At 70.5% G+C, this 23,652-nt stretch carries 24 protein-coding genes and 1 pseudogene; 17 read left to right on the top strand and 8 right to left on the bottom strand.

The genetic code is table 11. The features are described from left to right. Positions 1-85 precede the first annotated feature (85 nt). From ACO2Q3_RS03870 to epmA, 3 genes are all read right to left on the bottom strand, one after another. Positions 86-1,390, bottom strand: a complete 1,305-nt coding sequence (locus ACO2Q3_RS03870; protein WP_423305156.1) for an NAD(P)/FAD-dependent oxidoreductase — start codon at positions 1,388-1,390, stop codon at positions 86-88. Positions 1,391-1,677: 287 nt separating this feature from the next. Further along, a complete protein-coding gene (locus ACO2Q3_RS03865) occupies positions 1,678-3,756 on the bottom strand; it encodes a S46 family peptidase (RefSeq protein ID WP_423305154.1) in 2,079 nt (692 codons plus the stop codon). 138 nt (positions 3,757-3,894) lie between these two features. Then, positions 3,895-4,953: an EF-P lysine aminoacylase EpmA gene (gene epmA, locus ACO2Q3_RS03860; protein WP_423305648.1), complete on the bottom strand. Its 1,059-nt coding sequence runs from the start codon at positions 4,951-4,953 to the stop codon at positions 3,895-3,897. Between the two features lie 156 nt (positions 4,954-5,109). On the opposite strand from epmA, the gene efp reads away from it, so the two are divergent. After that, entirely contained in the window at positions 5,110-5,679 is a 570-nt protein-coding gene (gene efp / locus ACO2Q3_RS03855) for an elongation factor P (protein WP_423305152.1), read from the top strand. A 144-nt stretch (positions 5,680-5,823) separates the two neighbouring features. Here the strand turns inward: efp and ACO2Q3_RS03850 are convergent, their stop codons facing one another. Beyond that, positions 5,824-8,097, bottom strand: coding sequence for an NADP-dependent malic enzyme (locus ACO2Q3_RS03850; protein ID WP_423305150.1), 2,274 nt, complete (start codon positions 8,095-8,097; stop codon positions 5,824-5,826). A gap of 333 nt (positions 8,098-8,430) precedes the next feature. Between ACO2Q3_RS03850 and ACO2Q3_RS03845 the strand changes: the two genes are divergently transcribed. Continuing rightward, positions 8,431-8,796: a hypothetical protein gene (locus ACO2Q3_RS03845; protein ID WP_423305148.1), complete on the top strand. Its 366-nt coding sequence runs from the start codon at positions 8,431-8,433 to the stop codon at positions 8,794-8,796. Between the two features lie 110 nt (positions 8,797-8,906). On the opposite strand, the gene ACO2Q3_RS03840 is transcribed toward ACO2Q3_RS03845, so the two are convergent. After that, positions 8,907-9,431: a MarR family winged helix-turn-helix transcriptional regulator gene (locus tag ACO2Q3_RS03840; RefSeq protein WP_423305146.1), complete on the bottom strand. Its 525-nt coding sequence runs from the start codon at positions 9,429-9,431 to the stop codon at positions 8,907-8,909. A gap of 193 nt (positions 9,432-9,624) precedes the next feature. Here ACO2Q3_RS03840 and ACO2Q3_RS03835 point away from each other — a divergent pair, with 193 nt between their 5' ends. The 15 genes and pseudogenes from ACO2Q3_RS03835 to ACO2Q3_RS03765 all read left to right on the top strand — a co-directional run bounded on the left by ACO2Q3_RS03835 (position 9,625) and on the right by ACO2Q3_RS03765 (position 21,638). Continuing rightward, positions 9,625-9,918, top strand: a complete 294-nt coding sequence (locus ACO2Q3_RS03835; protein WP_423305144.1) for a hypothetical protein — start codon at positions 9,625-9,627, stop codon at positions 9,916-9,918. Continuing rightward, entirely contained in the window at positions 9,887-10,054 is a 168-nt protein-coding gene (locus ACO2Q3_RS03830; protein WP_423305142.1) for a hypothetical protein, read from the top strand. The genes ACO2Q3_RS03835 and ACO2Q3_RS03830 overlap by 32 nt, the downstream gene beginning before the upstream one ends. Positions 10,055-10,525: 471 nt before the next feature. Beyond that, on the top strand, positions 10,526-12,448 hold the full coding sequence (locus ACO2Q3_RS03825) for a methyl-accepting chemotaxis protein (protein WP_423305140.1): 1,923 nt from the start codon (positions 10,526-10,528) through the stop codon (positions 12,446-12,448). A gap of 263 nt (positions 12,449-12,711) precedes the next feature. Further along, positions 12,712-13,800: pseudogene (locus tag ACO2Q3_RS03820) on the top strand (methyl-accepting chemotaxis protein); the annotation flags it as partial. Positions 13,801-13,803: 3 nt separating this feature from the next. Then, on the top strand, positions 13,804-14,091 hold the full coding sequence (locus tag ACO2Q3_RS03815) for an STAS domain-containing protein (protein ID WP_423305138.1): 288 nt from the start codon (positions 13,804-13,806) through the stop codon (positions 14,089-14,091). Beyond that, the gene (locus tag ACO2Q3_RS03810) at positions 14,091-14,450 is read left to right on the top strand and encodes a response regulator (RefSeq protein WP_423305136.1); all 360 of its coding nucleotides are present in this window, start codon (positions 14,091-14,093) and stop codon (positions 14,448-14,450) included. The genes ACO2Q3_RS03815 and ACO2Q3_RS03810 overlap by 1 nt, the downstream gene beginning before the upstream one ends. A gap of 5 nt (positions 14,451-14,455) precedes the next feature. Then, entirely contained in the window at positions 14,456-16,801 is a 2,346-nt protein-coding gene (locus ACO2Q3_RS03805) for a chemotaxis protein CheA (RefSeq protein ID WP_423305134.1), read from the top strand. Between the two features lie 4 nt (positions 16,802-16,805). Then, positions 16,806-17,273, top strand: a complete 468-nt coding sequence (locus tag ACO2Q3_RS03800; protein ID WP_423305132.1) for a chemotaxis protein CheW — start codon at positions 16,806-16,808, stop codon at positions 17,271-17,273. Next, positions 17,270-18,154: a CheR family methyltransferase gene (locus ACO2Q3_RS03795; RefSeq protein ID WP_423305130.1), complete on the top strand. Its 885-nt coding sequence runs from the start codon at positions 17,270-17,272 to the stop codon at positions 18,152-18,154. The genes ACO2Q3_RS03800 and ACO2Q3_RS03795 overlap by 4 nt, the downstream gene beginning before the upstream one ends. Beyond that, on the top strand, positions 18,151-19,173 hold the full coding sequence (locus ACO2Q3_RS03790) for a protein-glutamate methylesterase/protein-glutamine glutaminase (protein ID WP_423305128.1): 1,023 nt from the start codon (positions 18,151-18,153) through the stop codon (positions 19,171-19,173). Before ACO2Q3_RS03795 ends, ACO2Q3_RS03790 begins: the two co-directional genes overlap by 4 nt. A gap of 2 nt (positions 19,174-19,175) precedes the next feature. Beyond that, entirely contained in the window at positions 19,176-19,565 is a 390-nt protein-coding gene (locus tag ACO2Q3_RS03785) for a response regulator (RefSeq protein WP_423305126.1), read from the top strand. After that, on the top strand, positions 19,562-20,125 hold the full coding sequence (locus ACO2Q3_RS03780) for a chemotaxis protein CheD (protein WP_423305124.1): 564 nt from the start codon (positions 19,562-19,564) through the stop codon (positions 20,123-20,125). Before ACO2Q3_RS03785 ends, ACO2Q3_RS03780 begins: the two co-directional genes overlap by 4 nt. Positions 20,126-20,139: 14 nt before the next feature. Next, positions 20,140-20,511, top strand: a complete 372-nt coding sequence (locus tag ACO2Q3_RS03775; RefSeq protein WP_423305122.1) for a hypothetical protein — start codon at positions 20,140-20,142, stop codon at positions 20,509-20,511. Beyond that, positions 20,512-21,132: a response regulator gene (locus tag ACO2Q3_RS03770; RefSeq protein ID WP_423305120.1), complete on the top strand. Its 621-nt coding sequence runs from the start codon at positions 20,512-20,514 to the stop codon at positions 21,130-21,132. Further along, on the top strand, positions 21,129-21,638 hold the full coding sequence (locus tag ACO2Q3_RS03765) for a chemotaxis protein CheE (protein WP_423305119.1): 510 nt from the start codon (positions 21,129-21,131) through the stop codon (positions 21,636-21,638). The genes ACO2Q3_RS03770 and ACO2Q3_RS03765 overlap by 4 nt, the downstream gene beginning before the upstream one ends. 233 nt (positions 21,639-21,871) lie before the next feature. Here the strand turns inward: ACO2Q3_RS03765 and ACO2Q3_RS03760 are convergent, their stop codons facing one another. The 3 genes from ACO2Q3_RS03760 to ACO2Q3_RS03750 form a co-directional block, all read right to left on the bottom strand. Continuing rightward, a complete protein-coding gene (locus ACO2Q3_RS03760; RefSeq protein ID WP_423305117.1) occupies positions 21,872-22,513 on the bottom strand; it encodes a GNAT family N-acetyltransferase in 642 nt (213 codons plus the stop codon). Positions 22,514-22,575: 62 nt separating this feature from the next. Continuing rightward, positions 22,576-23,139 carry a demethoxyubiquinone hydroxylase family protein gene (locus ACO2Q3_RS03755; protein ID WP_423305115.1) on the bottom strand — a complete coding sequence of 188 codons (564 nt, stop codon included), beginning with the start codon at positions 23,137-23,139 and terminating at the stop codon, positions 22,576-22,578. Then, positions 23,136-23,642 (bottom strand): disulfide bond formation protein B, encoded by a 507-nt coding sequence (locus ACO2Q3_RS03750; RefSeq protein ID WP_423305114.1) that lies wholly within the window; start codon positions 23,640-23,642, stop codon positions 23,136-23,138. Before ACO2Q3_RS03750 ends, ACO2Q3_RS03755 begins: the two co-directional genes overlap by 4 nt. Positions 23,643-23,652 lie beyond the last annotated feature (10 nt).

Raw genomic sequence — 23,652 nt, 5'->3', positions numbered from 1 at the left:
AGTCGCCGTCAATTGTGATGTGTGATCACATAATGCGGATCGTGTGACGACGTCAACGACGGGCGCTGCGACCGGGGAGGCCGTCTCAGGATGGCGGACAGTCGCACGCGCCGGCGACGTGGCTGTTCAGGCTCGCCGGCAGGGCGCCGGTGATCAGCCGGGCCCCGCGCTCGAAGGTCAGGTACGACCACAGCCAGTCCAGGCCGACCTGAACCCGGTTGCGGAAGCCGACCAGGAAATAGATGTGCGCCACGCACCAGAACAGCCAGGCGACGAAGCCGCGCAGCTGGACATGGCCCAGCTGCACCACTGCCGCGGCCCGGCCGATGGTCGCCAGGGCCCCGAAGTCGGCATAGCGGAACGGGCCGGGGGCTGGGCGGCCGGCGAGCCGGGCCCTGATCAAGCGGGCGACGTACTCGCCTTGCTGCTTGGCGGCCGGGGCGACGCCGGGGACCAGCACGCCGGCCGCGTCGGTCAGGTGCGCGGCGTCGCCGATCACGAACACCTCCGGCGCGCCAGGCACGGAGAGGTCCGGCGCGACCTCGACCCGGCCGGCGCGATCGGCGGGAGCGTTCAGCCAGGCGGCGGCGGGGGAGGCGCGCACGCCGGCGGCCCAGATGATCGTCGCCGCCTCGATGCGCTGGCCGCCCAAGGTCAGCCCGGCTTCGTCCATCGCGGTCACCGCCTCGCCGAGGCGCAGCTCCACGCCCAGCTTTTCCAGCGCCCGGCCGGTATAGGCCGACAGCTCCGGCCGGAAGGTCGGCAGCACGCGCGGGCCCGCCTCGATCAGTAGCACCCGGGCCATGGCTTCGCGCACGGCGCGGAAGTCGCGGGTCAGCGCGCGGTGCGCCAGTTCGGCGATGGCGCCGGCCATCTCGACGCCGGTCGGCCCGGCCCCGACCACGGCGAAGGTCAGCAGCCGGCGGCGCTCGTCCGCGTCGCAGGCGGTCTCGGCCGCCTCGAACGCGGTCAGCACCCGTCGGCGCAGCTCGATCCCGTCCTCCAGCGACTTCAGGCCCGGCGCCAGCGGCGCCCATTCGTCGTGGCCGAAATAGGCGTGGGTGGCCCCGGTGGCGAGGATCAAGGTGTCGTAGGCCAGGCTCCGGGCGCCGACGGTCAGGCGCTTGCGCGCCGGGTCGACGGCGGACACCTCGGCCAGCACCACGCGCGCGTTTTCCTGGTCGCGCAGGATCGAACGGATCGGCGTGGCGATCTGGTTGGGCGCCAGGCCGGCGGTGGCCACCTGGTAGAGCAGCGGCTGGAACAGATGGTGGTTGCGCCGGTCGATCACGGTGATGTCCACCGGCGCCTTGGCCAGGGCCTTCGCCGCGGTCAGGCCGCCGAAGCCGGCGCCGACGATGACCACGTGGGGGCGGGGCTCGCCGCTCATGGGTCAGCCCGCGCGCTGATCCTCACCGTCGAAACCCGCATCGCCACCCCTCGGAGAACAGCCGGCGCGAGCCTAGAGCGGGTTCATCTCCGACGAAATAGCCCCCCTTCCATCGTCACCCCGGACAAGCGCGCAGCGCGCCGATCCGGGGCCGGCCGGGCCGCGACCGAGACAGCATCCAGCAAGCCGCTGGGCGTCCAACGGCCATTCTCCCGCCTTTGAGAGGTGGCGCGGCTGGCCCCGGGTCTGCGCTACGCTTCGCCCGGGGTGACGAGGGGAGGTGGGGCCTATTTCTCGGCCGTCAGCTCGTCGGCCAGGGCATTGGCGCCGTACACCTTGCGCAGCGCCTCAGTGATCGCGGCGGTGGAGACGGCGACCCCGCGATTGAGGGTTCCGTCGTAGCCGTAGTCGCCGCCCAGGCTGTGGATGTTGCCGTCGAACATGGCGCCGATCACCTCGCCCCTGGCGTTGATCAGCGGCGAGCCGGAGTTGCCGCCGATGATGTCGTTGGTGGTCGAGATGTCGAAGATGGTGTCCGGGTTCAGCTTGCCCTCGGCCGCCGCCCAGCGGGGGTCGAGGTCGAAGGGCGCCTGGCCGGTGGCGCGCTCGTACAGCCCCTTGAAGGTGGTGAACGGCGGTACGGCGGTTCCGCGGTAGGTCCAGCCGTCGATCTTCCCGTAGCTCAGCCGCAGGGTGAAGGTGGCGTCCGGATACAGGCTGTCGCCGTAGGCCACGAAGCGGGCGCGGGCGATCTTCTCGGCGGCGGCGGCGGTCGGACCGGTGACCTGCTCGTCATACTGGCTGCGGATCTGCCGCGCGGCGGGGTCGATCTTCAGCATGAACCGGATCATCGGGTCGTCCGAGGCGAGCACCGCCTTCAGGCCGCCGTCCCACAGCGCCTTGCGGTAGGCCGGATCGCCCAGTCTCGACTGCGCCAGGCGCGCCGAGAGCGCCTCCGGGCTGTCCTTGCCCAGCAGCAGCTTCGTGTTCGGATCGTCAGCGGTCAGGTACTCGCGCACCTTGGTCAGCCAGAACTCCAGCGTCAGCTGCTCGAGCTCCGGATACACCGGCCTGGAGTCCAGCAGCTGCTTCTGCAGCAGCGCCAGCTGGCTGTCGGCATAGCCGGGCAGGCGTTCGGCGGAGGGCTTCTCGCGCTCTTCGGCGCCCCGGACCAGATCCTTGGCGTAGCCGAACAGGTCCGAGCCCATCGGCCCGCGCTCGACCTCGCGGTAGGGCAGGTAGAGGGCGTGCACCGACTGCTGCGCCAGCGCCAGGGACGCCCAGGGATCGCCGAACTCGGGCCCCAGCTTCGCGGCGTCGGTCCGGGCGTGCGCCTGGAGATCGGCCTCGGCCATCCTCTTGGCGCCCATGAAGGTGGGATCGTTCAGCGCGAACAGCCGGCCATAGTAGACCTTGTAGCCGTTCTCCAGGCCGAAGATCAGGTCGGCGGCGATGCGCTTGTGCTCGGGGCTCTCCTCGCCGAAGCGCAGCACGCGGCCGCGCAGCTCCGACATCTGCAGCAGGGTGACCGGGATGGTCAGGTCGCGCTGGGTCTCCAGCTGCGACACCGTCAGCTGGCGGTCGGTGCCGCCCGGGTTGCCGGCGACGAACACCGGCTCGCCGGCGGTCGGCGGCGCGGCGTTCCAGCGCAGGTGGTCGGTGGTCAGCGCCGGCTTGCCGTCCTCGTAGAGCCGCACGAACGCCGAATCCAGGTCGTAGCGGGGGAAGTTGAAGTTGTCCGGATCGCCGCCGAAGAAGGCCGCAGGCACGCCCGGCGAGAAGATCAGCCGCACGTCGGCGTACTTGCGGTAACGGTACAGCTTGAACTGCCCACCGTGATAAAGATCAACCACTTGGCAGCGGAATTTGACGTCCTTGCCGCAGGCCTCGCCCTCGATGGTGCTGGTCACCGCCGTGCGCGCCTTGACCAGGGCCTGGCCGGTCAGGCCGACACCCGCCGCCTGCACCCGCTGGGTGACGTCGGTGATCGCGGTCAGCACCTCGGCCTGCATGCCAGGGCAGGTGTGCTCGTCCTGGCGGTTGGCCGCCTGATAGCCGCCCTGGAAGAAGTCGTGACCAGGGGTCGACAGGTTTTGGGCGCAGTCGGCGACGCAATGGTTGTTGGTCAGCACCAGGCCCGTGGCGGTCACCGTCGAGGCGGAGCAACCGCTGGAGAGGCGCACCGCGGCGCCGCGAACGTGGTCGAGCCAGGCGGGCGTGACGTCGACCCCATAGGCCTGTTTCACCTTGCCGGCCGGGAAGTTGTCGAAGGTCCACATGCCTTCGTCGGCGAAGGCCTGGCCAGCGAACAGACCGGCCGCGACGCCGGCGGCCGCGCCGGCGATGAGGTTAAGCTTGGAAGCCATGTCGGGGGAACGGATCCTTGTCAGGCCCGGCCGCACACGGAGCCGGGGAAATTGTACGCTGGCGCGCTTATAGCGGGCGCCGGCCCGGGCGCGAAGACCATCGGACAATCCGTCCACGTGCGGTGAGGCCCCCTCCGGTCAGGCCCCCGCCACGGGCGTCCATAGCACCTGGTCGATGCGGCTGGCGCCGGTGGCCAGCATCGCCAACCGGTCGAAGCCGAGCGCCGAGCCTGAGGCGGCCGGCATGATCGCCAGGGCGTCCAGGAAGTCTTCGTCGATCGGGTAGGTCTCGCCGTAGACCCGTTGCTTCTCGGCCATCTCCGCCTCGAACCGGCGGCGCTGCTCGGCGGCGTCGGTCAACTCGCCGAAGGCGTTGGCCAGCTCGACACCGCAGGCATAGAGCTCGAAGCGCTCGGCAACCCGCGGGTCGGCCGGCTTCGGCCGCGCCAGCGCCGCCTCGCTCACCGGATATTCGCAGAGGATGGTCGGCCTGCCGACGCCGAGGTGAGGCTCGACCTTCTGCACCAGCACGCGACTGAAGACGTCCGCCCAGGTGTCGTCCGCCGCGACCCGGATCCCCGCGGCCGCCGCCGCCGCCGCCAGACCGTCGCGGTCCGTCCCGCCGCCGGCCTCCACCGTCGCCAGCAGGTCGATGCCGGCCAGGCGGTCGAACGCATCGGCCAGGGTCAGCCGCTCCGGCTCGGCGAACGGCGAGCAGGCCAGGCCGCGAAAGCGGAAGGCGTCCGTGCCGGCGGTCTCGGCCGCCAGCGCCAGCAGGGCGGCGCAGTCGTCCATCAGCGTCTCGTAGGGCGCCTCCGCCCGGTACCACTCCAGCATGGTGAATTCCGGGTGGTGCAGCGGCCCGCGCTCGCGGTTGCGCCACACGCGCGCGAAGTCGAAGATCCGCCGCTCGCCGGCGGCCAGCAGCTTCTTGGCCGCGAATTCCGGCGAGGTGTGCAGGTAGAGGGCCGTGCGCCGCCCGTCGTGGCCGATCGCCTCGGTGGCGAAGGCGTGCAGGTGCGCCTCGTTGCCGGGCGACACCTGCAGCGCGGCCGCCTCGATCTCGGTGAAGTCCCGCGCCTCGAACCAGGCGCGGATCGCCGCCTTGATCCGGCCGCGGAGCATCAGGAAAGGACGGCGGTCCTGATGGTTCTCGGGGCGCCACCAGGGCGATACGGCCGGGATATTCACGGTGATTTCGGTCCCTGGTGCGGCCTTTCGGCCTCGCGGCGCAGGCGAAGACGGCTGGAGATATCAGCCGCGATGCTATAGGTGCGCGCCAACATTGCGTTCCAGCAGAATCGCGCAGGGGCCGGCCGCCGGGCCCTGACGCCAGCATCTTCGAGGATATCCATGCCCAAGGTTCAGGCCAGCTCGCTCCGGAAAGGCTCCGTCGTCGACATCGACGGCAAGCTTTACGTCGTCCTGGTCGCCCAGAACATCCACCCCGGCAAGGGCACGCCGGTGACCCAGCTGGACATGCGCCGCATCTCCGACGGGGTGAAGGTTTCTGAGCGCTACCGCACCACCGAACAGGTCGAGCGCGCCTTCGTCGACGAGCGCGAATACTCGTTCCTGTACGAGGACGGCGAGGGCTTCCACTTCATGAACCCTGAGAACTTCGACCAGATCGTGGTGCCGGGCGACATCGTCGGCGATTCCGCCTCTTACCTGCAGGACGGCATGCTGGTGTTCGTCTCCACGCACAACGACGTGCCGATCTCGATCGAGATGCCGGCGCGCGTGACGCTGGAGATCGTCGAGACCGAACCGGCGGTGAAGGGCCAGACGGCCTCGTCGTCGTACAAGCCGGCCATCCTCTCGAACGGCGCGCGCACCATGGTCCCGCCGTACATCACCGCCGGCACCAAGGTGGTGGTGATGACCGAGGACGGCTCCTACGTGGAACGCGCCAAGGAGTAGCTCCAAGTTCTCTTCCCCCGTTGGGGGAAGTACCGGCGAAGCCGGGGAAGGGGGCTCCAGCGGAGAGCCGCCTCACCGCGCTAAACTGGAGCCCCCTCCACCGCTTCGCGGTCCCCCTCCCCCGAAGGGGAGGAGAGGGGCGCGCTATCCCGCCACCGCTCCCTGCGCCACCGCCAGGGCGGTCATGTTGACGATGCCGCGGGCGGTCACGCCGGGCACCAGGATGTGCAGCGGCTTGGAGGCGCCCAGCAGCAGGGGGCCCACCTGCAAGGCGTCGGTGGCGGAGGACAGCAGGGTCAGAGCGATGTTGGCGGCGTCCAGGCCCGGCATGATCAGCAGGTTGGCGGCGCCGTCGATCGGGCTGTCGGTCACCAGCCGCTGGCGCATCAGCGGGCGCAGGGCGGCGTCGGCGTGCATCTCGCCGTCCACCTGCAGGTCCGGCGCGGCCGCGCGCACCAGGCGAAGGGCGTCGCGCATCTTGCGGGCGGTCGGTGAGTTGCTGGCCCCGAAGCTGGAGTGTGACAGCAGAGCGGCCTTCGGCGTCAGGCCGAACCGGCGGACCACGTCGGCCGCCAGCAGGGTCATCTCCGCCACCTGCTGGCTGGTGGGGTCGACGTTGACGTGGGTGTCGGCCAGGAACAGCGGGCCGGTGGGCAGCACCAGGCAGCTGATCGAATAGATCCGGCTGACGCCTTCCTGCCGCGGGATCACCGGCAGGACGTCGCTCATGTGCCCCCACCAGTCGCCCGATCCGCCGCACAGGGCGGCGTCGGCATGGCCCGAAGCCAGCAGCAGGGCGGCGGCGACGCTCGGCCGGGCGGCCACGCGCTGGGCGGCGTCGGCGGGGGGCACGCCGCGCCGGTCGGCCAGGCCCTGGTAGCGGGCGATCAGCGGCCCGAACACTTCGGCGTCCTCGTTCGGGTCCATGATGCGGGCCTGCCGTCCGCACTCCAGCCGCAGGCCCAGGCGCGCGACCTCGGCCTCGATCACCGCGCGGCGGCCGATCAGGATCGGCTCGGCCAGGCCCTCGTCGACGATGGTCTGGGCGGCGCGCAGCACCCGCTCGTCCTCGCCCTCGCCGAAGGCCACGCGCTTGGGCGAGCGGCGGGCGATGTCGAACACCGGCCGCATCAGCTGGCCGGAGCGGAACACGAACCGCTCCAGGTCGCGGCGGTAGGCCTCAAGGTCGGCGATCGGACGGCCGGCGATGCCGGAGTCCATCGCCGCCTTGGCCACAGCCGGCGCGATGCGCAGGATCAGCCGCGGGTCGAACGGGCGGGGGATGATGTATTCCGGACCGAACACGGGCGCCGAGCCGCCATAGGCTGCGGCGACGACGTCGCTGGCCTCCTCGCGGGCCAGGGCGGCGATCGCCTCGGCGGCGGCCACCTTCATCGCCTCGTCGATCTCGGCGGCGTCCACGTCCAGCGCGCCGCGGAACACGAACGGGAAGCACAGCACGTTGTTGACCTGGTTCGGATAGTCCGAGCGGCCGCTGGCGACGATGGCGTCCGGCCGCGCCGCCCTCACCAGCTCGGGCAGAATCTCCGGCTCGGGGTTGGCCAGGGCCAGGATCAGCGGCTTGTCCGCCAGCAGCGGCAGCCACTCGGCCTTGAGCACCCGTGGGGCCGACAGGCCGAGGAACACGTCGGCGCCGGCCAGCACCTCGGGCAGGGCGCGGGCGTCGGTCCTGCGGGCGTAGCGGGCGTGCTCCGGCGACATGTCGGCGTCGCGGCCCTCGTAGATCACCCCCTTGATGTCGGTCAGGGTGACGTTGGCCGGGGGCAGGCCCATGGAGACCAGCAGGTCGACGCAGGCCATGGCGGCCGCGCCCGCGCCGGAGGTGACCAGGCGCACCTGGCTCAGGTCCTTGCCCTGTAGCAATAGGCCGTTGCGCACCGCCGCGGCGCAGACGATCGCCGTGCCGTGCTGGTCGTCGTGGAACACCGGGATGTTCATCCGCGCGCGCAGCCGACGCTCGATCTCGAAGCACTCCGGCGCCTTGATGTCTTCCAGGTTGATGCCGCCGAAGGTCGGCTCCAGCGCCGCGACCACGTCGCAGAACAGGTCGACGTCGGTGGCGTCCACCTCCAGGTCGAACACGTCGATGCCGGCGAAGGTCTTGAACAGCGCCGACTTGCCTTCCATCACCGGCTTGCCGGCCAGCGGCCCGATGTTGCCGAGCCCCAGGACCGCCGTGCCATTGGTGATCACCGCCACGAGGTTGCCGCGCGAGGTGAGCTCCCGCGCCTGCCCCGGATCGGCGACGATCGCCTCGCAGGCGGCGGCCACGCCCGGGGAATAGGCCAGCGACAGGTCGCGCTGGGTCGCCATGGGCTTGATCGGCTCGACGGCGATCTTCCCGGGTCGCGGCAGGCGGTGATAGGCCAGCGCGGCCTTGCGGACATCCTCATCCATCGGGTTCTGGAACGCTCCAATCCTTGCCGCGTCAACTGTCCGCGCCATTCTAGCAGAGCCTTAGTAGCGGCATCGCGACGTGAATGTCAGGCCGGGCTCAACCGGGCCGTGGGGTCGTTCTGCGACCTATCCTATGGCGCGCAATTCATACTCGTTTTGAGCGTATTGACACAGCGAACGCTGTTCAATCGGGTTGGCAACCATGGCGAAGCGCAGCAACTGTCGTCGTGGGCTCAGGCCAAACCATTGATCCCACAGGCTTCGTCAGAATGATCGCTGCGGTTCGTGCATAACGGTAGAAATGCAACTATTGCGACCCCCTCCCAGGTCCGGATGGCCGCGCGTGTCGCCGTCGACTACTACCTCGCCACAGCGCGGTTGATCGGCGACCTCGTTCCCGGCGACCCGCTGACGTCGCTCGTCTTTCTCACCATCGTCAGCCGCATGTTCAAGGCTCGCGCGGCGAAGCCGGGCGCCGGGCGCCGCGGGACCGTCACGGTCTACGCCGTGGCCAAGGATCTGGGGCTCAGCTACGAGACGGTGCGCCGCCACGTGAAGCGCCTGGTCGAATCGGGCCTGTGTGACCGCGACGTGCAGGGGCTGAGAATCTCGGCGAAGATCTTCGCCCGCAACGATTTCCAGCGCGCCATGGGCCGCAATCACGAGAACCTGCAGGCGCTGCGCCGGCTGATCCGCTAGATCGCGCGGCTCGGATGTGGCCATCCGAGCGATAGACCTGTTCGCCCCTGGAGGTCCGGAGCGGGGCGCGGTCGGGAGGCCGTTTCCACCTCCCCCGTCACGCTCCGGGCTCAGCCGATATCGCGGCGTGGCGCGTCGAACGCCAGGATGTCGTCCGCAAGGTCCGGTTCGGGGATCATGCCTCGCAGCACCAGGGCCAGCCGCCGGCAGAGGTCGCGCTGCACCTTTTCCGGCACGTCCTGCAGCACGTGGTCGGTGAACTGGCGCTGCACCGCCTCGGCGGCGCGGAACGCCTCAACCCCGGCCTCGGTCAGGCTGAGCATCACCTTGCGCCGGTCGGCCTCCAGCCCTGCGCGGCTCACCAGGCCGTCCTCGACCAGCCGGTCGATGGAGCGGGTGAGGGTCGTGCGGTGCACGCCCGACAGGCGGGCCAGGCTCTTCATGCTGCAGCTGCCCAGGCGCTGGATGAAGGCCAGCGAGCGCCACTTGGCGAAGTTCAGACCCAGGGGCTCCAGGTCCGCCTCTATGGCGCTCTGCCGCTGCTGGCCGATCTGGAAGATCAGATAGAAAAGGTAGGCGCGGGCGCCGAGCGGGAAGTCGTCGAGGGCGGCGGTGTCTGGGGTGTGAGCGTTCATCAGGCGGGGAAAACTGGGCTGGGCGGGGGCGTCGCGGCGTCGCCTATAGACGTTTGGGCGACTGGTGCACAGGGTGTAGTTACAAAATGTGACCTCGCAGAGGGTGCAAATGCACTTTCCAATTGACACCGGTTACGACCGCCCCTATCAGCCCCGCTCCGCTTGCCCCAGTACCCCCCAGGAGCCGCGATTCTTGCCTGCCTTCGCCCCCCACCCCCGAGAGGAAGTGCGCCGCCTGATCGGCGCCTCCGCCGCCGGCCGCACGGGTCCGGCCGCGCCTTCCGGCGCCGGCGATGTGGTGGTCGATATCTCGCGCATCCGTGACCTCGCCGCCGCCCTCACCCTGGCTGCGGCGGTTCGCGCCGAACACGAGGACGAAGTCCGGCGCCGGCTCGAGGACGCGCTCGTTTCCACCGCCGCGGCGCTGCCGTCCGCGACCAGCCGGGAAGACGACGATGGTCGCGATGATCTTCGCGCCGCGCTCTGAGCGGGCCGACAAGCCGTCCCGCGTGCCGGTCAAGCTCCACCTTCTGTGGCTGACCTGCGCGGCGGCCGGCTTTGCGGTGACGGCGGTGGTCGCCTGCGCGCTCGCGCTCTCGTCGCTGATCCCCATCGGCTTCTAGTCGCGCGCCAGATGGCGCCCGATCCTCGGCCGCGGCTGGACAATTGAGTCCGGACTGCGGCGCCCGTGGCGACCTGAGGGGATCAGTATCGTCGTCACCGAAAGCTCCTCAAATGCTCTGCGGAATTCAGTGAATACGCAGTCATTCAGCGAATAGCGTGGTTAATATTCCGCCAAGCAACCGCGGGTCGATGATCCGGCGTGGCTTGTTCGGCTCCGTTAACGCCGGCAACTCTTCGCAAGCGCCATCCTGTTTCTCAGCGGAGGGACCCGTCCCGGGCGTTGTCGCGGGAAACGACAGAAGAGCCGCAGACGAGGACGGCGTTTCCACGGCGCGAAGATAGGTTTCGTTAACGCTCCTCTACCCATCCTGGGTCACGGAATCGGTTCGTCGGGACGAGGGGGCAGGGCGCGTGGCTGAGCGGGGTGGCAAAGCCGGTCGGACACCCGCCATGCGCAGGGGCCGCCGCGGATGAGCGGGGCTTCGAGCCGTCTGCGCCGCATGGCGACCATGGCGCTGGGCGCGATCGTGGTGATCGCCGTCGGGGGCGCCGGCGCCAACCTCGGCATGAGTCTCAAGCTGAAGGCGATGCGTGTCAGCGAGCGGACGCACGAGGCGCAGGCTGCCGCCGCGCTTGGCGCGCTCACCACCCTGCAGAAACAGTCGGAGCTGGACATCCTGCAGGTGCAGGACGGGCTCATCGACGTCGCCGCCACGCAAGGCAAGGCGGGTCTGGACGGCGGGTTCGCCGAGGCCGATCGGCATGCGAGCGCCCTGCGCCAGGACATCGCCGAGGCCAAGGACGCCGCTAGCCGGCTTTCGGCGCCCGAACTCGCTGGCGCCTATGACCGGGTGGCCGACGACTTCACCGCCTTCTACGACCTCGGCCAGAAGACCGCGCATGCCTACGTCGCCGGCGGCCCAGCGGCCGGCAATGCCCTGATGGCCGACTTCCATGGCAAGTCCGACGCCCTGCGCCAGGCCGTGGCCGGCAGCCGGCTGGCGCTCGAGGCCCGGACCCAGGCGCTGGACGCCGCGCACGCCGCGGCCGAGGGGCGCTATGACGCCCTGCAGAACGCCGCGCTGGGGGTGGCGCTGCTGTGCGCCCTGGTCAGCGCCGTGGCGACGATCGGCCTGCTGCTGCTGCTGCGCGGACGGGTGTTCGCGCCCCTCACCCGGGCGACCGCCGCCCTGCGGGCGCTGGCTGACGGCGACGTCGGCCAGAAGCTCCCCGGCGAGGATCGTCCCGACGAGATGGGCGACCTGGCCCGCGCCTTCACCCACTTCCGCCGCACGCTTCTCGACAAGGCCGCCGCCCAGGCCGACGCCGACGCCCAGCGCGCCCTCGGCGAAGAGGCCCAGCGCCTGGCCCAGGCCGCCCGCGACGAGACCGCCCGGCATCAGGCCGAGGTGGTGACGGCGGTGGGCATGGCGCTGGCCCGGCTCTCTGCCGGCGACGTCGCCTCGCGCCTGGATCAGCCCTTCCCGGAGGCCTACGAGGCCCTGCGCCAGGACTTCAACGCCGCGGTCACGGCCCTGCAGGGCGCGCTCGGCCGCATCGCCGGCGCCTCGGGCGACCTGCGGGCCGGCGCCGATGAGATCGCCGCCGCCTCCGGCGACCTGGCGAAGCGCACCGAGGCCCAGGCGGCGAACCTCGAGGAAACCGCCTCCGCCCTCGACCAGATCACCGCGACCGTCCGCCGCACCGCCAGCGACGCCCGCCAGGCGCATGAGGCCGTGGCCGCCGCCGGCCGAGAAGCCGCCCAGTCCGGCGGCGTGGTCACCCAGGCGCAGGCCGCCATGGGACAGATCGAGGACTCCTCCAGCCGCATCGGCCAGATCATCGGCGTGATCGACGAGATCGCCTTCCAGACCAATCTGCTGGCGCTGAACGCCGGGGTCGAGGCGGCGCGGGCGGGCGACGCCGGCCGCGGCTTCGCCGTGGTGGCCTCCGAGGTGCGGTTGCTCGCCCAGCGTTCGGCCGACGCCGCCAAGGAAATCAAGGCCCTGGTCTCTGCATCCACCCGCCAGGTGGGCGAAGGGGTTGACCTGGTCGGCGCCGCCGGTGCGGCGCTCGGGGCCATCGCCGCCAGGGTCGGCGAGATCGAGACCCTGGTCGACAGCATGGCCGGCGCCGCCCAGGAGCAGGCCAGCGCGCTGCAGCAGGTGAACGCCGCCGTCGGACAGATGGACAGGGTGGTGCAACAGAACGCCGCCATGGTCGAGCAGACGACCGCCGCCGCCCGCACGCTCAAGGAGCAGGCCGACGACCTCGAAGGCCTGGTCGACCGCTTCGAGCTCGGCCAGCCCCCCGCGGCCTGGGCGCCGCCCCAGGCCCGCCCGCTTCGCAATCCTGGTCCCGCGCGGTCGCTGACGGCCGCCAGGGGCCGATGACCCAGACCGTACACGACCTGACCGTCGCAAGGAGCTTGAACCCCGTGCAACCCCGCAAGGCCGCCGCAGACCGCCTTTCCGCCATCGACGCCGACGTGCGCGCACGCGCGCGGCAACTGATCCAGAAGGGGGCGAGGTCCCGCGGCCTGTTCGGCGGCGGCGTCGACACCGACGGCCTCGTCGACGCGGTGGACGCCGCCCTGCGCGGCGCCTTCGCCGACGCCCAGCAGGCGATCGCCGCCGAGTTCGCCCGTGCGGAGGCAGAGGCCCAGACGGCCGACATCGCCTCGCGCGCCGGCGGCGGCGACCAGGAGGCCGTGGTGTCCGCCCTGGGGTCGGGCCTGTCGCGCCTGTCGCAGGGCGATCTCGACTGCATCATCAGCCAGCCTTTCGCGACCCAGTACGAGCCGTTGCGCGGCCACTTCAACGCCCTGGCCGAGCAGCTCGCCGACACCCTGAGCCAGGTGGCCGTCGGAGCCGGCGGGATCACCGCCAACGCCGATCAGATCTCCGCCGCCGCCGACGACCTGTCGCGGCGCACCGAGCAGCAGGCCGCCAGCCTGGAACAGACCGCGGCCGCCCTCGACCAGATCACCGCCACGGTGAAGAAGACCGCCGCCGGCGCGCGCCAGGCCAATCAGGCCGTGGCCCTGACCCGCGACGAGGCCGAACGGTCCGGCGTGGTGGTGTCCGACGCCGTCGGCGCCATGGGCAAGATCGAGAAGTCCTCGTCCGAGATCAGCCAGATCATCGGGGTGATCGACGAGATCGCCTTCCAGACCAACCTTCTGGCGCTGAACGCCGGCGTCGAGGCCGCCCGGGCCGGCGAGGCGGGCCGCGGCTTCGCCGTGGTGGCCTCCGAGGTGCGGGCCCTGGCCCAGCGCTCGGCGGAGGCGGCCAAGGAGATCAAGGCGTTGATCTCCGCCTCGTCGCAGCACGTCGGGCAGGGGGTGGAGCTTGTGGGCGCCGCCGGCAAGGCCCTGCAGTCGATCTCCGGCAAGGTCGCCGAGATCAACGCGCTGGTCGCCGAGATCGCCGCCTCCGCCGAGGAGCAGTCCACCGGTCTCAGCCAGGTCAACATCGCGGTTAACCAGATGGACCAGATGGTCCAGCAGAACGCGGCGATGGTCGAGCAGTCCACGGCCGCGTCGCACGCGCTGAAGGCGGAGTCGTCGGAGCTCGGCCGGCTGATGGCCCGCTTCCACATCGGCGGCGGCGCCCAGGGCCGGCCTCAGCCCAGGCCCGCGACCGCACGTCACACCCCCACCGCATCACCCGCACGCGCCATGGTTCAGAAAGTTGCAACGAGCTTTGGTGCTTCTAGCCGTGACGCCGGATGGCAGGAGTTCTAGCGCATGAGCTTATCCTTAACACTCAGCCCTGTACTTGATCTTCGGGCAGCAGCGCCCCTGAAGGCGGCGCTGCTGGAGAAGCGGGGGGAGGCCATGGACATCGACGCTTCGTCGGTGGAGCGCCTTGGGGGGCTGTGTCTGCAGGTTCTGCTGTCCGCCCAGCGCGCCTGGGCCGAAGACGGCCTGCCGTTTTCCATTTCGAATCCGTCGGACGCATTCCGCGAGTCGACGCGCTTGTTTGGCGCCGCAGGGCGCCTTGGCGAGACCCTGGAAGCTGGAGGGGCTTTCTGATGAAGATCCTTACTGTCGATGACAGCCGCACGATGCGCGACATGCTGCGCATGGCGCTGGTGAAGGCCGGTTTCAACGTCGTGGAGGCCGTCGACGGCGAACACGGCCTGGAAGTGCTCAGCGCCAACGGCGCCGATGTCATCATCACCGACATCAACATGCCCAAGCTGGACGGCTTCGGCTTCATCGAGGCGGTCCGCGAGGACGCCTCGTACCGGGCCACGCCGATCCTGGTGCTGACCACGGAAAGCGACCCGGCCAAGAAGGACCGCGCGCGCCGCGCCGGCGCCACGGGCTGGATCGTCAAGCCGTTCCATCCCGACAAGCTGGTCGAAGCGATCCGGCGGGTGGCGGCCTAGAGTCCATGGACGAACTCGAGCAGATCAAGCTGACCTTCTTCCAGGAGTGCGACGAACTCCTGGCGGATCTGGAAAGCGGCCTGCTGGCCATGGAGGCCGGCGAAGGCGATTCCGAGACGGTGAACGCCGTGTTCCGCGCGGTGCATTCCGTGAAGGGGGGCGCAGGCGCGTTCGGCCTCGAGGCGCTGGTGCGCTACGCCCACGTCTTCGAAACCCTGCTCGACGACGTCCGCTCCAACAAGATCGCGGCCACCCCGGAGCTGGTGCGGGTGCTGCTGCGCGCCGCCGACATCCTGGCCGATCAGGTCACCGCCGCACGCACCGACGGTGTGCCGGACGAGGCCGCCACGGTGGCCATGGTCGCCGAGCTGGAAAGCTGGATCAACGGTCAGGGCGGCGCTGCGGCGTCGACCACGGCCATCGCCGCCGCACCCTCCGCGCCGGCGCCGGCCACCGACGAGCTCGGCATCGGCTTCACGCCGATGACCCTCGACCTCGCCGACTTCGACAGCCCGACCGAGCCGGCCGCCGCCGCCGCGCCGACCGATGAGCTGGGCATCGGCTTCACGCCGATGACGCTGGATCTCGACGACTTCGCCGCCCCGGCCGAGCCGGAAGGCCCGCAGGCGTGGGTGATCACCTTCCACCCGCACGCCGCCCTCTACGCCAAGGCCAACGAGACGGCCCTGCTGCTGCGCGAACTGGGCCGCCTGGGCCCGATCGAGGTGCAGATCGACGACAGCGAGCTGGTGCCGCTGGAGCATCTGGAGCCGGAGTCGGCCTACCTCTCCTGGACCGTCCGCCTCACCACCGACGCCGACGAGCAGGCGATCCGCGACGTGTTCGAATTCGTCAGCGACGACTGCGAGCTGAGCATCGTGCGCGAGGGCGCCGAGGCCGAGCTTGAACCGGCCGCCATCCAGGCCGCCGCTACCGACGACGTCGCCGCCCTGATCGCCCAGATCAACGCCGAGCCGGTGGTCGCCGCGCCAGCCGTGGACGAAGTGCTGGCCCCGGCCGCCGCCCCGCCGCCCGCGCCCGTGGCCCCGGTCGCCGCGCCCGTCGCGGCCGCGCCGCCGCCGGCCGCGCCCAAGGCGTCCGCTCCCGCCCCCGCCAAGCCCGCCGCCAACGAGGCGGCCGCGCCGCAGGCCACCATCCGGGTCGACCCGGAACGCATCGACCGGCTGATCGACCTTGTCGGCGAGCTGGTGATCAATCAGGCGATGCTGGCCCAGCGCGTGGCCGAGCATGGCTTCGCCCCGTCCTCCGACATCGCCATGGGCCTCGACGAGCTGGAACAGCTCACCCGCGGCATCCAGGACAGCGTCATGGCCATCCGGGCCCAGCCCGTGAAGAGCGTGTTCCAGCGCATGCCGCGCCTGGTGCGCGAGGTGGCCAACCAGACCCTCAAGCAGGTCCGCCTGGTGATGGAAGGGGAGGGCACCGAGGTCGACAAGACCGTGATCGAACGTCTCTCCGACCCGATCACCCACATGCTGCGCAACGCCATCGACCATGGCCTGGAAAGCCCGGAAGAGCGCGTCGCCGCCGGCAAGAACGCCGAGGGCACCGTGCGCCTGGCGGCGCTGCACCGCGGCGGGCGGATCGTCATCGAGGTGCAGGACGACGGCAAGGGCATCAACCGCCCCCGCGTGCGCCAGATCGCCATCGACAAGGGGCTGATCAATCCGGACGCCGTGCTGAGCGACGAAGAGACCGACAACCTGATCTTCCTGCCCGGCTTCTCCACCGCCTCCAAGGTGTCGGACATTTCCGGCCGCGGCGTCGGCATGGACGTGGTCCGCCGCAGCGTGCAGGCCCTGGGCGGCCGCATCTCCATCTCCTCGCGCCCGGGCGAGGGCTCGATCTTCACCCTCAGCCTGCCGCTGACCCTGGCGGTGCTGGACGGCATGGTGATCGACGTGGCCGGCCACACCCTGGTGGTGCCGCTGACCGCGATCATCGAAAGCCTCCGTCCCAAGCCCGACGAGATCAAGCCGCTGGGCCCGCAGGGCGCGGTGCTGGCGGTGCGCGACAGCTACGTGCCGCTGGTCGACGTCGGCTCGGTGCTCGGCTTCCGCAACGACCTGATGCCGGCGACGGAAGGGGTCGTGCTGCTGGTCGAGAACGAGGACGGCGGCCGCGCCGGCCTGGTGGCCGACGCCATCCAGGGCCAGCGCCAGGTGGTGATCAAGTCGCTGGAGTCCAACTACCGACAGGTGGACGGCATCGCCGCCGCCACCATCCTCGGCGACGGTCGCGTCGCCCTCATCCTGGACGTCGACGCCGTGGTGGCCCTGCGCCGCCGCGACCCGCGCCCGTCCGAACCTGTCCTACACGCTGCGGAATAGTTCCATGGCCGAAATCGCTCAACAAAGCACCTTTGACCGGCGCGAGTTCATCGCCTTTTGCATCGGCGAGCAGGAATTCTGCGTCGACATCATGTCTGTCCGCGAGATCCGCGGCTGGAGTCCCGCGACCCCGCTGCCGCAGACGCCGGAGTACATGCGCGGGGTGATCAATCTGCGCGGCGCCGTCCTGCCGATCATGGACCTGGCCACCCGGCTGGGCCTTGAATCCAGCGAGCCCTCCGAACGCTCGGTGATCATCGTCACCCGCATGGGCGAGCGCACCATCGGCCTGCTGGTCGACGCGGTGTCGGACATCCTGTCGGTGACCCAGGAAATGATCCAGGCGACGCCGGACGTGGCCTGCGACAAGGTTAAGAGTTTCGTCCGTGGACTGATCACGGTCGAGGGGCGGATGATCAGCGAGATCGCCAACGAGCGCCTGCTGCCGGAACTGGAGGCGCTCGCCGCATGAGCCAGGCGCTCGCCAGAAAACCCGACGCGCCAGCCCTGGTGGAAGGTGAATTCGCTTTCACCGCCAACGACTTCGCCCAGATCGCTCAACTTCTGTACGAACAGGCGGGCATCACTCTCTCGGACTCGAAGTCGACGCTGGTCTATTCGCGCCTGGCCAAGCGCCTGCGCGCACTGGGGCTCGCCAGCTTCGCCGAATACATCGCCCTCGTCAGTTCGCCCGCCGGCGACACCGAGCGCGGGGCGATGCTCAACGCCCTGACCACCAACGTCACCCGGTTCTTCCGCGAGCCGCACCACTTCGACCACCTGCGCGACCAGGTGCTGGCCCCGCGCATCGCCGCGGTGAAGGCCGGGCGGGCGCGCATGCGGCTGTGGTCGGCGGGCTGCTCGACCGGGCAGGAGCCCTATTCCATCGCCATGACGGTGCTGTCGCTGCTGCCGGACGCGCCGAACCTGGACGTCAAGATCCTGGCCACCGACATCGACACCAAGGTGCTCGCGACCGGCCGTGAGGCGATCTACAGCGAGGAGCTGATCTCGGCGATCCCGCCGGAGGCGCGCAACCGCTGGCTGGAAAAGGACCGCGCGTCCGGCGACTGGCGGATGAGCGCGGCGGTGCGCTCGCTGGTGTCGTTCAAGGAGCTGAACCTGATCGGCCAGTGGCCAGTGAAGGGGCCGTTCGACGCCATCTTCTGCCGCAACGTGGTGATCTATTTCGACGAGCCGACCCAGGAGCGGATCTGGTCGCGCTTCGCCCCGCTGCTGGGGACCGAGGGGCGCATGTACATCGGCCACTCCGAGCGGGTCGCCGGCGCCGCCGGCCAGTGGATCAGCGACGGCCTGACGGTCTATCGCCACCAGGCGGGAGGCGCCCGATGAGCCCGGCCCGTGTCGTCGTCGTCGACGATTCTCCGACCATGCGCGGCCTGATCAGCGCCACCCTGCGGCGCGATCCCGACCTGCAGGTCGTCGGCGCCGCCGGCGATCCGCTCGAAGCGCGGGAGATGATCAAGGAGCTCAATCCCGACGTCATCACCCTGGACATCGAGATGCCGAACATGAACGGCCTCGAGTTCCTGGAACGGATCATGCGCCTGCGGCCGATGCCGGTGGTGATGGTCTCCACCCTGACCCAGGCGGGCGCCGACGCCACCCTGCGCGCCCTCGAGCTGGGCGCGGTCGACTGTGTCGCCAAGCCCACCAGCGCCCAGGCCAGCGAAGGCCTCTCGGAGCTGGCGGCCAAGGTCAAGGTCGCCGCCCGCGCCAGCGTGCGTCCGGCCGGCCGCATCGCCCAGCCCAAGGTGCGCACCGGCTACGCCCCCGCCGACACGGTGCTGGCCATCGGCTCGTCCACCGGCGGCGTCGAGGCGCTGCTGACCATCCTGGCCAACTTCCCCGAGACCTGTCCGCCGACGGTGATCACCCAGCACATGCCGGCGACCTTCACCAAGAGCTTCGCGGCCCGTCTCGACCGTATCTGCGGGGGCCGGGTGGAGGAGGCCACCGACGGCGCCCCGCTGGAAGTCGGCCGGGTCTATCTCGCCCCCGGCGGCGAGACCCATCTGGAAGTGGTTCGCGCCGGCGGCCTGCGCTGCCGCCTGCGCCAGGGCGACCTGATCAGCGGCCACCGGCCGTCGGTGGACGCCCTGTTCAACTCGGTGGCCCACGCCGCCGGGCCGAACGCCTGCGGCGTGATCCTGACCGGCATGGGCCGGGACGGCGCGGCCGGGCTGAAGGCGATGCGCGACGCCGGCGCCCGCACCCTGGGCCAGGACGAAGCCAGTTGCGTAGTCTACGGCATGCCCCGGGCTGCCTTCGAAACCGGAGCCGTCGAGCGGCAGGCATCGCTTGCCGACATCGGCCCCACGATCCTCACGCTTTGCGAAAGAAGGCGCTAGCCATGCCCGCAGCCGCCTCCATACAGACCCTCATCGTCGACGATCAGATGACCATGCGCGCCCTGGTGCGCAACGGCCTGCAGCAGCTCGGCATCACCAACAGCCGCGAGGCCTCCGACGGCGAGGAAGCGCTCCGCTCGCTGCTGGCCCGCCCGGCGCACCTGATCATCTCCGACTTCAACATGCCCAAGCTGGATGGCCTTGGCCTGCTGCGGGCGGTGCGCTCGCACGAGCCGACGCGCAAGACCGCCTTCATCATGCTCACCGGCCGCGCCGACCGCGAACTGGTGCAGCGGGCGGTGCAGTTCGGGGTCAACAACTACCTGGTCAAGCCGTTTACCGTGCAGGTCCTGCGCGAGAAAATCGAGCAGGTGTTCGGGGCGCTCACATGACAGCTTCGGGCTACGGCTCTCCTCCTTCCGGCACGCCTCAGAAGCTGCACGTCATCCAGGGCGAGCACGCGGTCTCCGCGGACCCGAACGCGCTGATGACCACCGTGCTCGGCTCGTGCGTGGCCGCCTGCATCCACGACCCGGTCGCCGGCGTCGGCGGCATGAACCACTTCCTCCTCGCCGAGACCGCCGATGGCGCGCGGGTGAAGGAAGAGGAGATGCGCTACGGCGCCTACGCCATGGAAGTGCTGATCAACGGGCTGATGAAGCTCGGCGCCCGGCGCGAGCGCCTGGAAGCCAAGCTGTTCGGCGGCGCCAAGCTGTTCGACGGCCTCAACGACGTGGGCGCGGCCAATGCCTCGTTCGCCCGGCGCTTCCTCGAGGACGAAGGCATTCCGATCACCGCGGCCAGCCTCGGCGGCCGCAGGGCGCGTCGGGTCGAGTTCTATCCCGCTACCGGGCGCGCCCGGCAGCGCGAGGTGGACCAGAACCCGGAAACGCCGACCATCAAGCGCGCGCCCGCGCCCGTCGCCGATGCCGGCGGCGTCGAACTCTTCTGAAGCGCGGAGCGACGATGGCCCAGAGCAGAACAGCCCGGCAGTCTTCCCTCGACGGTGGCGATGGCGTCAGCCTGCGCGACCTCGCCCGCCGCCTGGCCGAGGAACTCGACAGCGCCTCCGAGGTCGCCCAGGACTGCCAGGGCGCGCTCGGCGAGGTGGTCGAGAAGGGCCTGACCGAGCGGCTGGCCGTGCGCCTGCAGGCCCTGGACCTGCTGAGCCAGCGCCTGGACGAGCTGTCCATGCTGCTCAAGCGGCTCGAGCGCCTCGAGGGCGCCGGGTCGATCCCGATGCACATGTTCGCCAACATGCGCCTGACCGACGTCAGCCGGCGCCTCATGGGCGCCGACGAGATCTCAGCGTCCGAGCGCGAGGCGGAGTTCTGGTAGGTGGCCGGGGGCGCTCAAGGCTTCACGGCGATGTCGCCGGCCGACAAGGTCAACCTTGAGAAGCTGGCCGTCCTGATTGTCGACAGCAACGTCCAGTCCCAGGAGATTCTGGGCCAGGTGGTGCTGGGCTTCGGCATGCGCAACATCACCAAGGCCGCCTCCGTGGCCGAGGCCAAGGGCATCGTCTCGCGCACGCCGCTGGATTTCGTCCTCTGCGAGGCGCAGATGCCGGACGAGGACGGCTATTCCTTCCTGCGCTGGCTGCGCCGCGAGGGGCCGGACAACAACAAGTACGTGGCCGCCGTTGTGGTCACCGGCCACACGCGCATCTCCCAGGTGATGAAGGCGCGCGAATGCGGCGCCCACTTCATCGTCGCCAAGCCGATCACCCCGGCCGTGCTGCTGCAGCGGATCGTCTGGGTGTCCAAGGACGATCGCCTGTTCATCGACTGCGAGTCCTATGTCGGCCCCGACCGCCGCTTCCGCCGCCTGGGTCCGCCGCCCGGGGTCAAGGGCCGGCGCGCCGAAGACACCGACGAAGCGCTGGGCGACGCCAGCGAGCCGAACCTCGACCAGTCCAACATCGACAACCTGTTCAAACCCACGAAGGTGGCGCTGTGAAACCCGTGAAGATGATCCGCGCGCCGAACCGGTTGCGCGCCGCCATGGCCGCCGCCGGCGGCCTCAGCGTCCGCGAGGCGATCCGGCGCTCGGAGGCGGCGGTGGACACCCTGCGCGAGCCCTGCGTGGCGCAGATCGACGAGATCCTGGCGGAGATCGACGCTCGCTTCGGCGCGGCCGCGCCCGGCCGTGACGGCGAGGACTTCGAGAGCCTCTATGTCCTGGCGACGCGGATCATCGACGTCAGCATCGTGGTGCGCAACAGCGGCCTGGACGACGCCTCGCGCGCGCTGTGCGACCTGGCGGACCTGTCCAGCGAGATCGGCCGCTGGGACTGGCCGGCCGTCGAAGTGCACATCGAGGCGCTGAAGATGCTGCGCGCCAATGGCGAGGCGATGACCAAGGACCAGCGCAACGCGGTCGTCGGCGGCCTGATCAAGGTCACCCGCAAGCGCGTCGGCGACCCGGCGGCGCTCACGGCCGCCGCGGCGCAAGGGGAAGCTTAGTCGACAGCAGCCAAGCCGGTCGGGTGCGCTCCTCTTCTCGTCACCCCGGCCAAGCGCGGAGCGCGCCGAGCCGGGGCCAGCGGTTCAGCGACCGAGCCCGAGGCCAGACTGGGCGCCGCATGCGCACCGCCCGATCGCCGCCTTCTCAGCGACCGCACGGCTGGCCCCGGGTCTGCGCTGCGCTTCGCCCGGGGTGACGGTAGGGGAAGGCAATCAGCGAAGGCTGGATCGTCTTACGCTTCCACCGGCTGCGGTTCGCGCCACATCGACCACATGAGGGGCGCGTCGGCGCGGCAGCGGTGTTCGGAGATCACCTCGAAGCCGTGACGGCGATAGAGGGCGACGTTGCGCTCGGTCTGGGTCTCCAGATAGGCGGGCAGGCCGGCGGCGTCGCAGCGATCGGTGCCCACCTTCAGCAGGCGCGAGCCGACCCCGCGCCCCTGCGCTTCCGGAGCGACCCCCAGGAACCACAGATAGGCGTGGCGACGCTCCATCGGATGGTGCTTGTCCATGTCCTCGCGCATCGCGGCCAGCCGGCCGAAACGGGCGAGGCCCGTGGCGCCCAGCAGCACCGGCAGGGCGCGCAGCTCGGCGCTCAGCGGCTGGGGACCCAGCCATTCGAACGGCATCCAGATCGCCGCGGCGCCACCCGTGGTGGGGCGCTCGATCTTGCCGACCCCGAAACCCATGTTGCGGACGATGAACTGAAAGAACTTCAGCCGCGCGGCGCTCTTCTTCGCGTCGGCGCGCAGGAACCAGTCGAACATGGCGTCGTCGGTGAACGCGGCCGCCAGATCGGCGGCGACGCCGTCCAGATCGGCTGCGGTGGCGTCGACCGGCGCCTCGGCGCTGCGGCGCATGGCCTCGATATCCATTCCCCCCTGGTCCTCCCGTTTCTTGCCCGCTTCGTGCCCGTCGCGTGGTTGAGTCCTGCGCCTCAGATCTTCTCCGAGATCCTGATGGCCGCCTTGCATCCGGCGCGGATCACCGCCGCCAGCACGCCGTAGCCGGGCGCCTCGTGCGCGCCCTCGGCGACGGCGTGCTCGCGGTGCGCCAGCTCCTCGTCGCGGAACTGGGCCAGTTCGGCGGCCAGCGCCGGCTCACGATCGGCCAGCTCGGCCACCTGGCCGGCATAGTGGTCCTCGATCACGCTCTCCACCGCCTCGGTGCAGGCGTGGGCGGCCTTCTCGCCCAGCAGGGCGGTGCCGGCGCCCAGGGCGAAGCCGGCCGCGCGCCACAGGGGCGCCATCAGGGTCGGGCGGGTGCGGGTCTCGGTCAGCAGAGCGTCGAACCGCGCCAGGTGAACGGCCTCGTGGCCTTCCATCTCGGCGAGGTCCGCGGCGATCCGTTCGCGGCCGGACGCGCCGTCCAGCACGGCGCGCTGTCCGCGGTAGATCTGCACCGCCGCCAGCTCACCGGCGTGGTCCACGCGCAGGATCTCCGCCAGACGGCGCGCCCTGGCGCCCTGGCCCGGACGCGGCGGGATCGGCCGGGCGCTCACGCCGGGCTCCGGCGCGCGGCGGCCATGGCGGACAGCGCCACCAGGACGAGCGAGATCAGGGTGTTCCAGCCGGCCATCGACAGCCCCAGCCACGACCAGACCACCTGGTCGCACATCACCGCCTTGACCTTGGCCCCTTTCAGCATGGCGTCAATGTCCGCCGCGCTGACCGTGGTTCCGCCGCTGCAGGCCTTCGGGCCTGGCCAGAAATGCCATTCGACGCCGGCGTGATAGCCGGCCCAGCCGAGGCTGTAGAGAAAGGCGGCCACCAGGACCAGGTTCACCAGCCGCGTGGCGCGCGCCTTCAGGGGCGTGAAGCCCAGGACGATGCCGGCCAGGGCCACCGAGCCGGCGATCCAGTAGGCCTCGCGCTGCTTCAGGCACAGTTCGCAGGGCTTGAGGCCCATGAAGGTCTCGAAGCCGTGGGCGGCGCCCAGCATGGCGGCGGCGGCGATGAACGCGAACCAGGGCCAGCGGGCGAGGATCGGGGAAAGAACGCTCATGTCCGGCGGT

It is taken from the genome of Caulobacter sp. KR2-114 (assembly GCF_049446115.1).
Taxonomy (GTDB): Bacteria; Pseudomonadota; Alphaproteobacteria; order Caulobacterales; family Caulobacteraceae; genus Acaudatibacter.
This window is presented reverse-complemented; position numbering and strand designations above follow the sequence as displayed.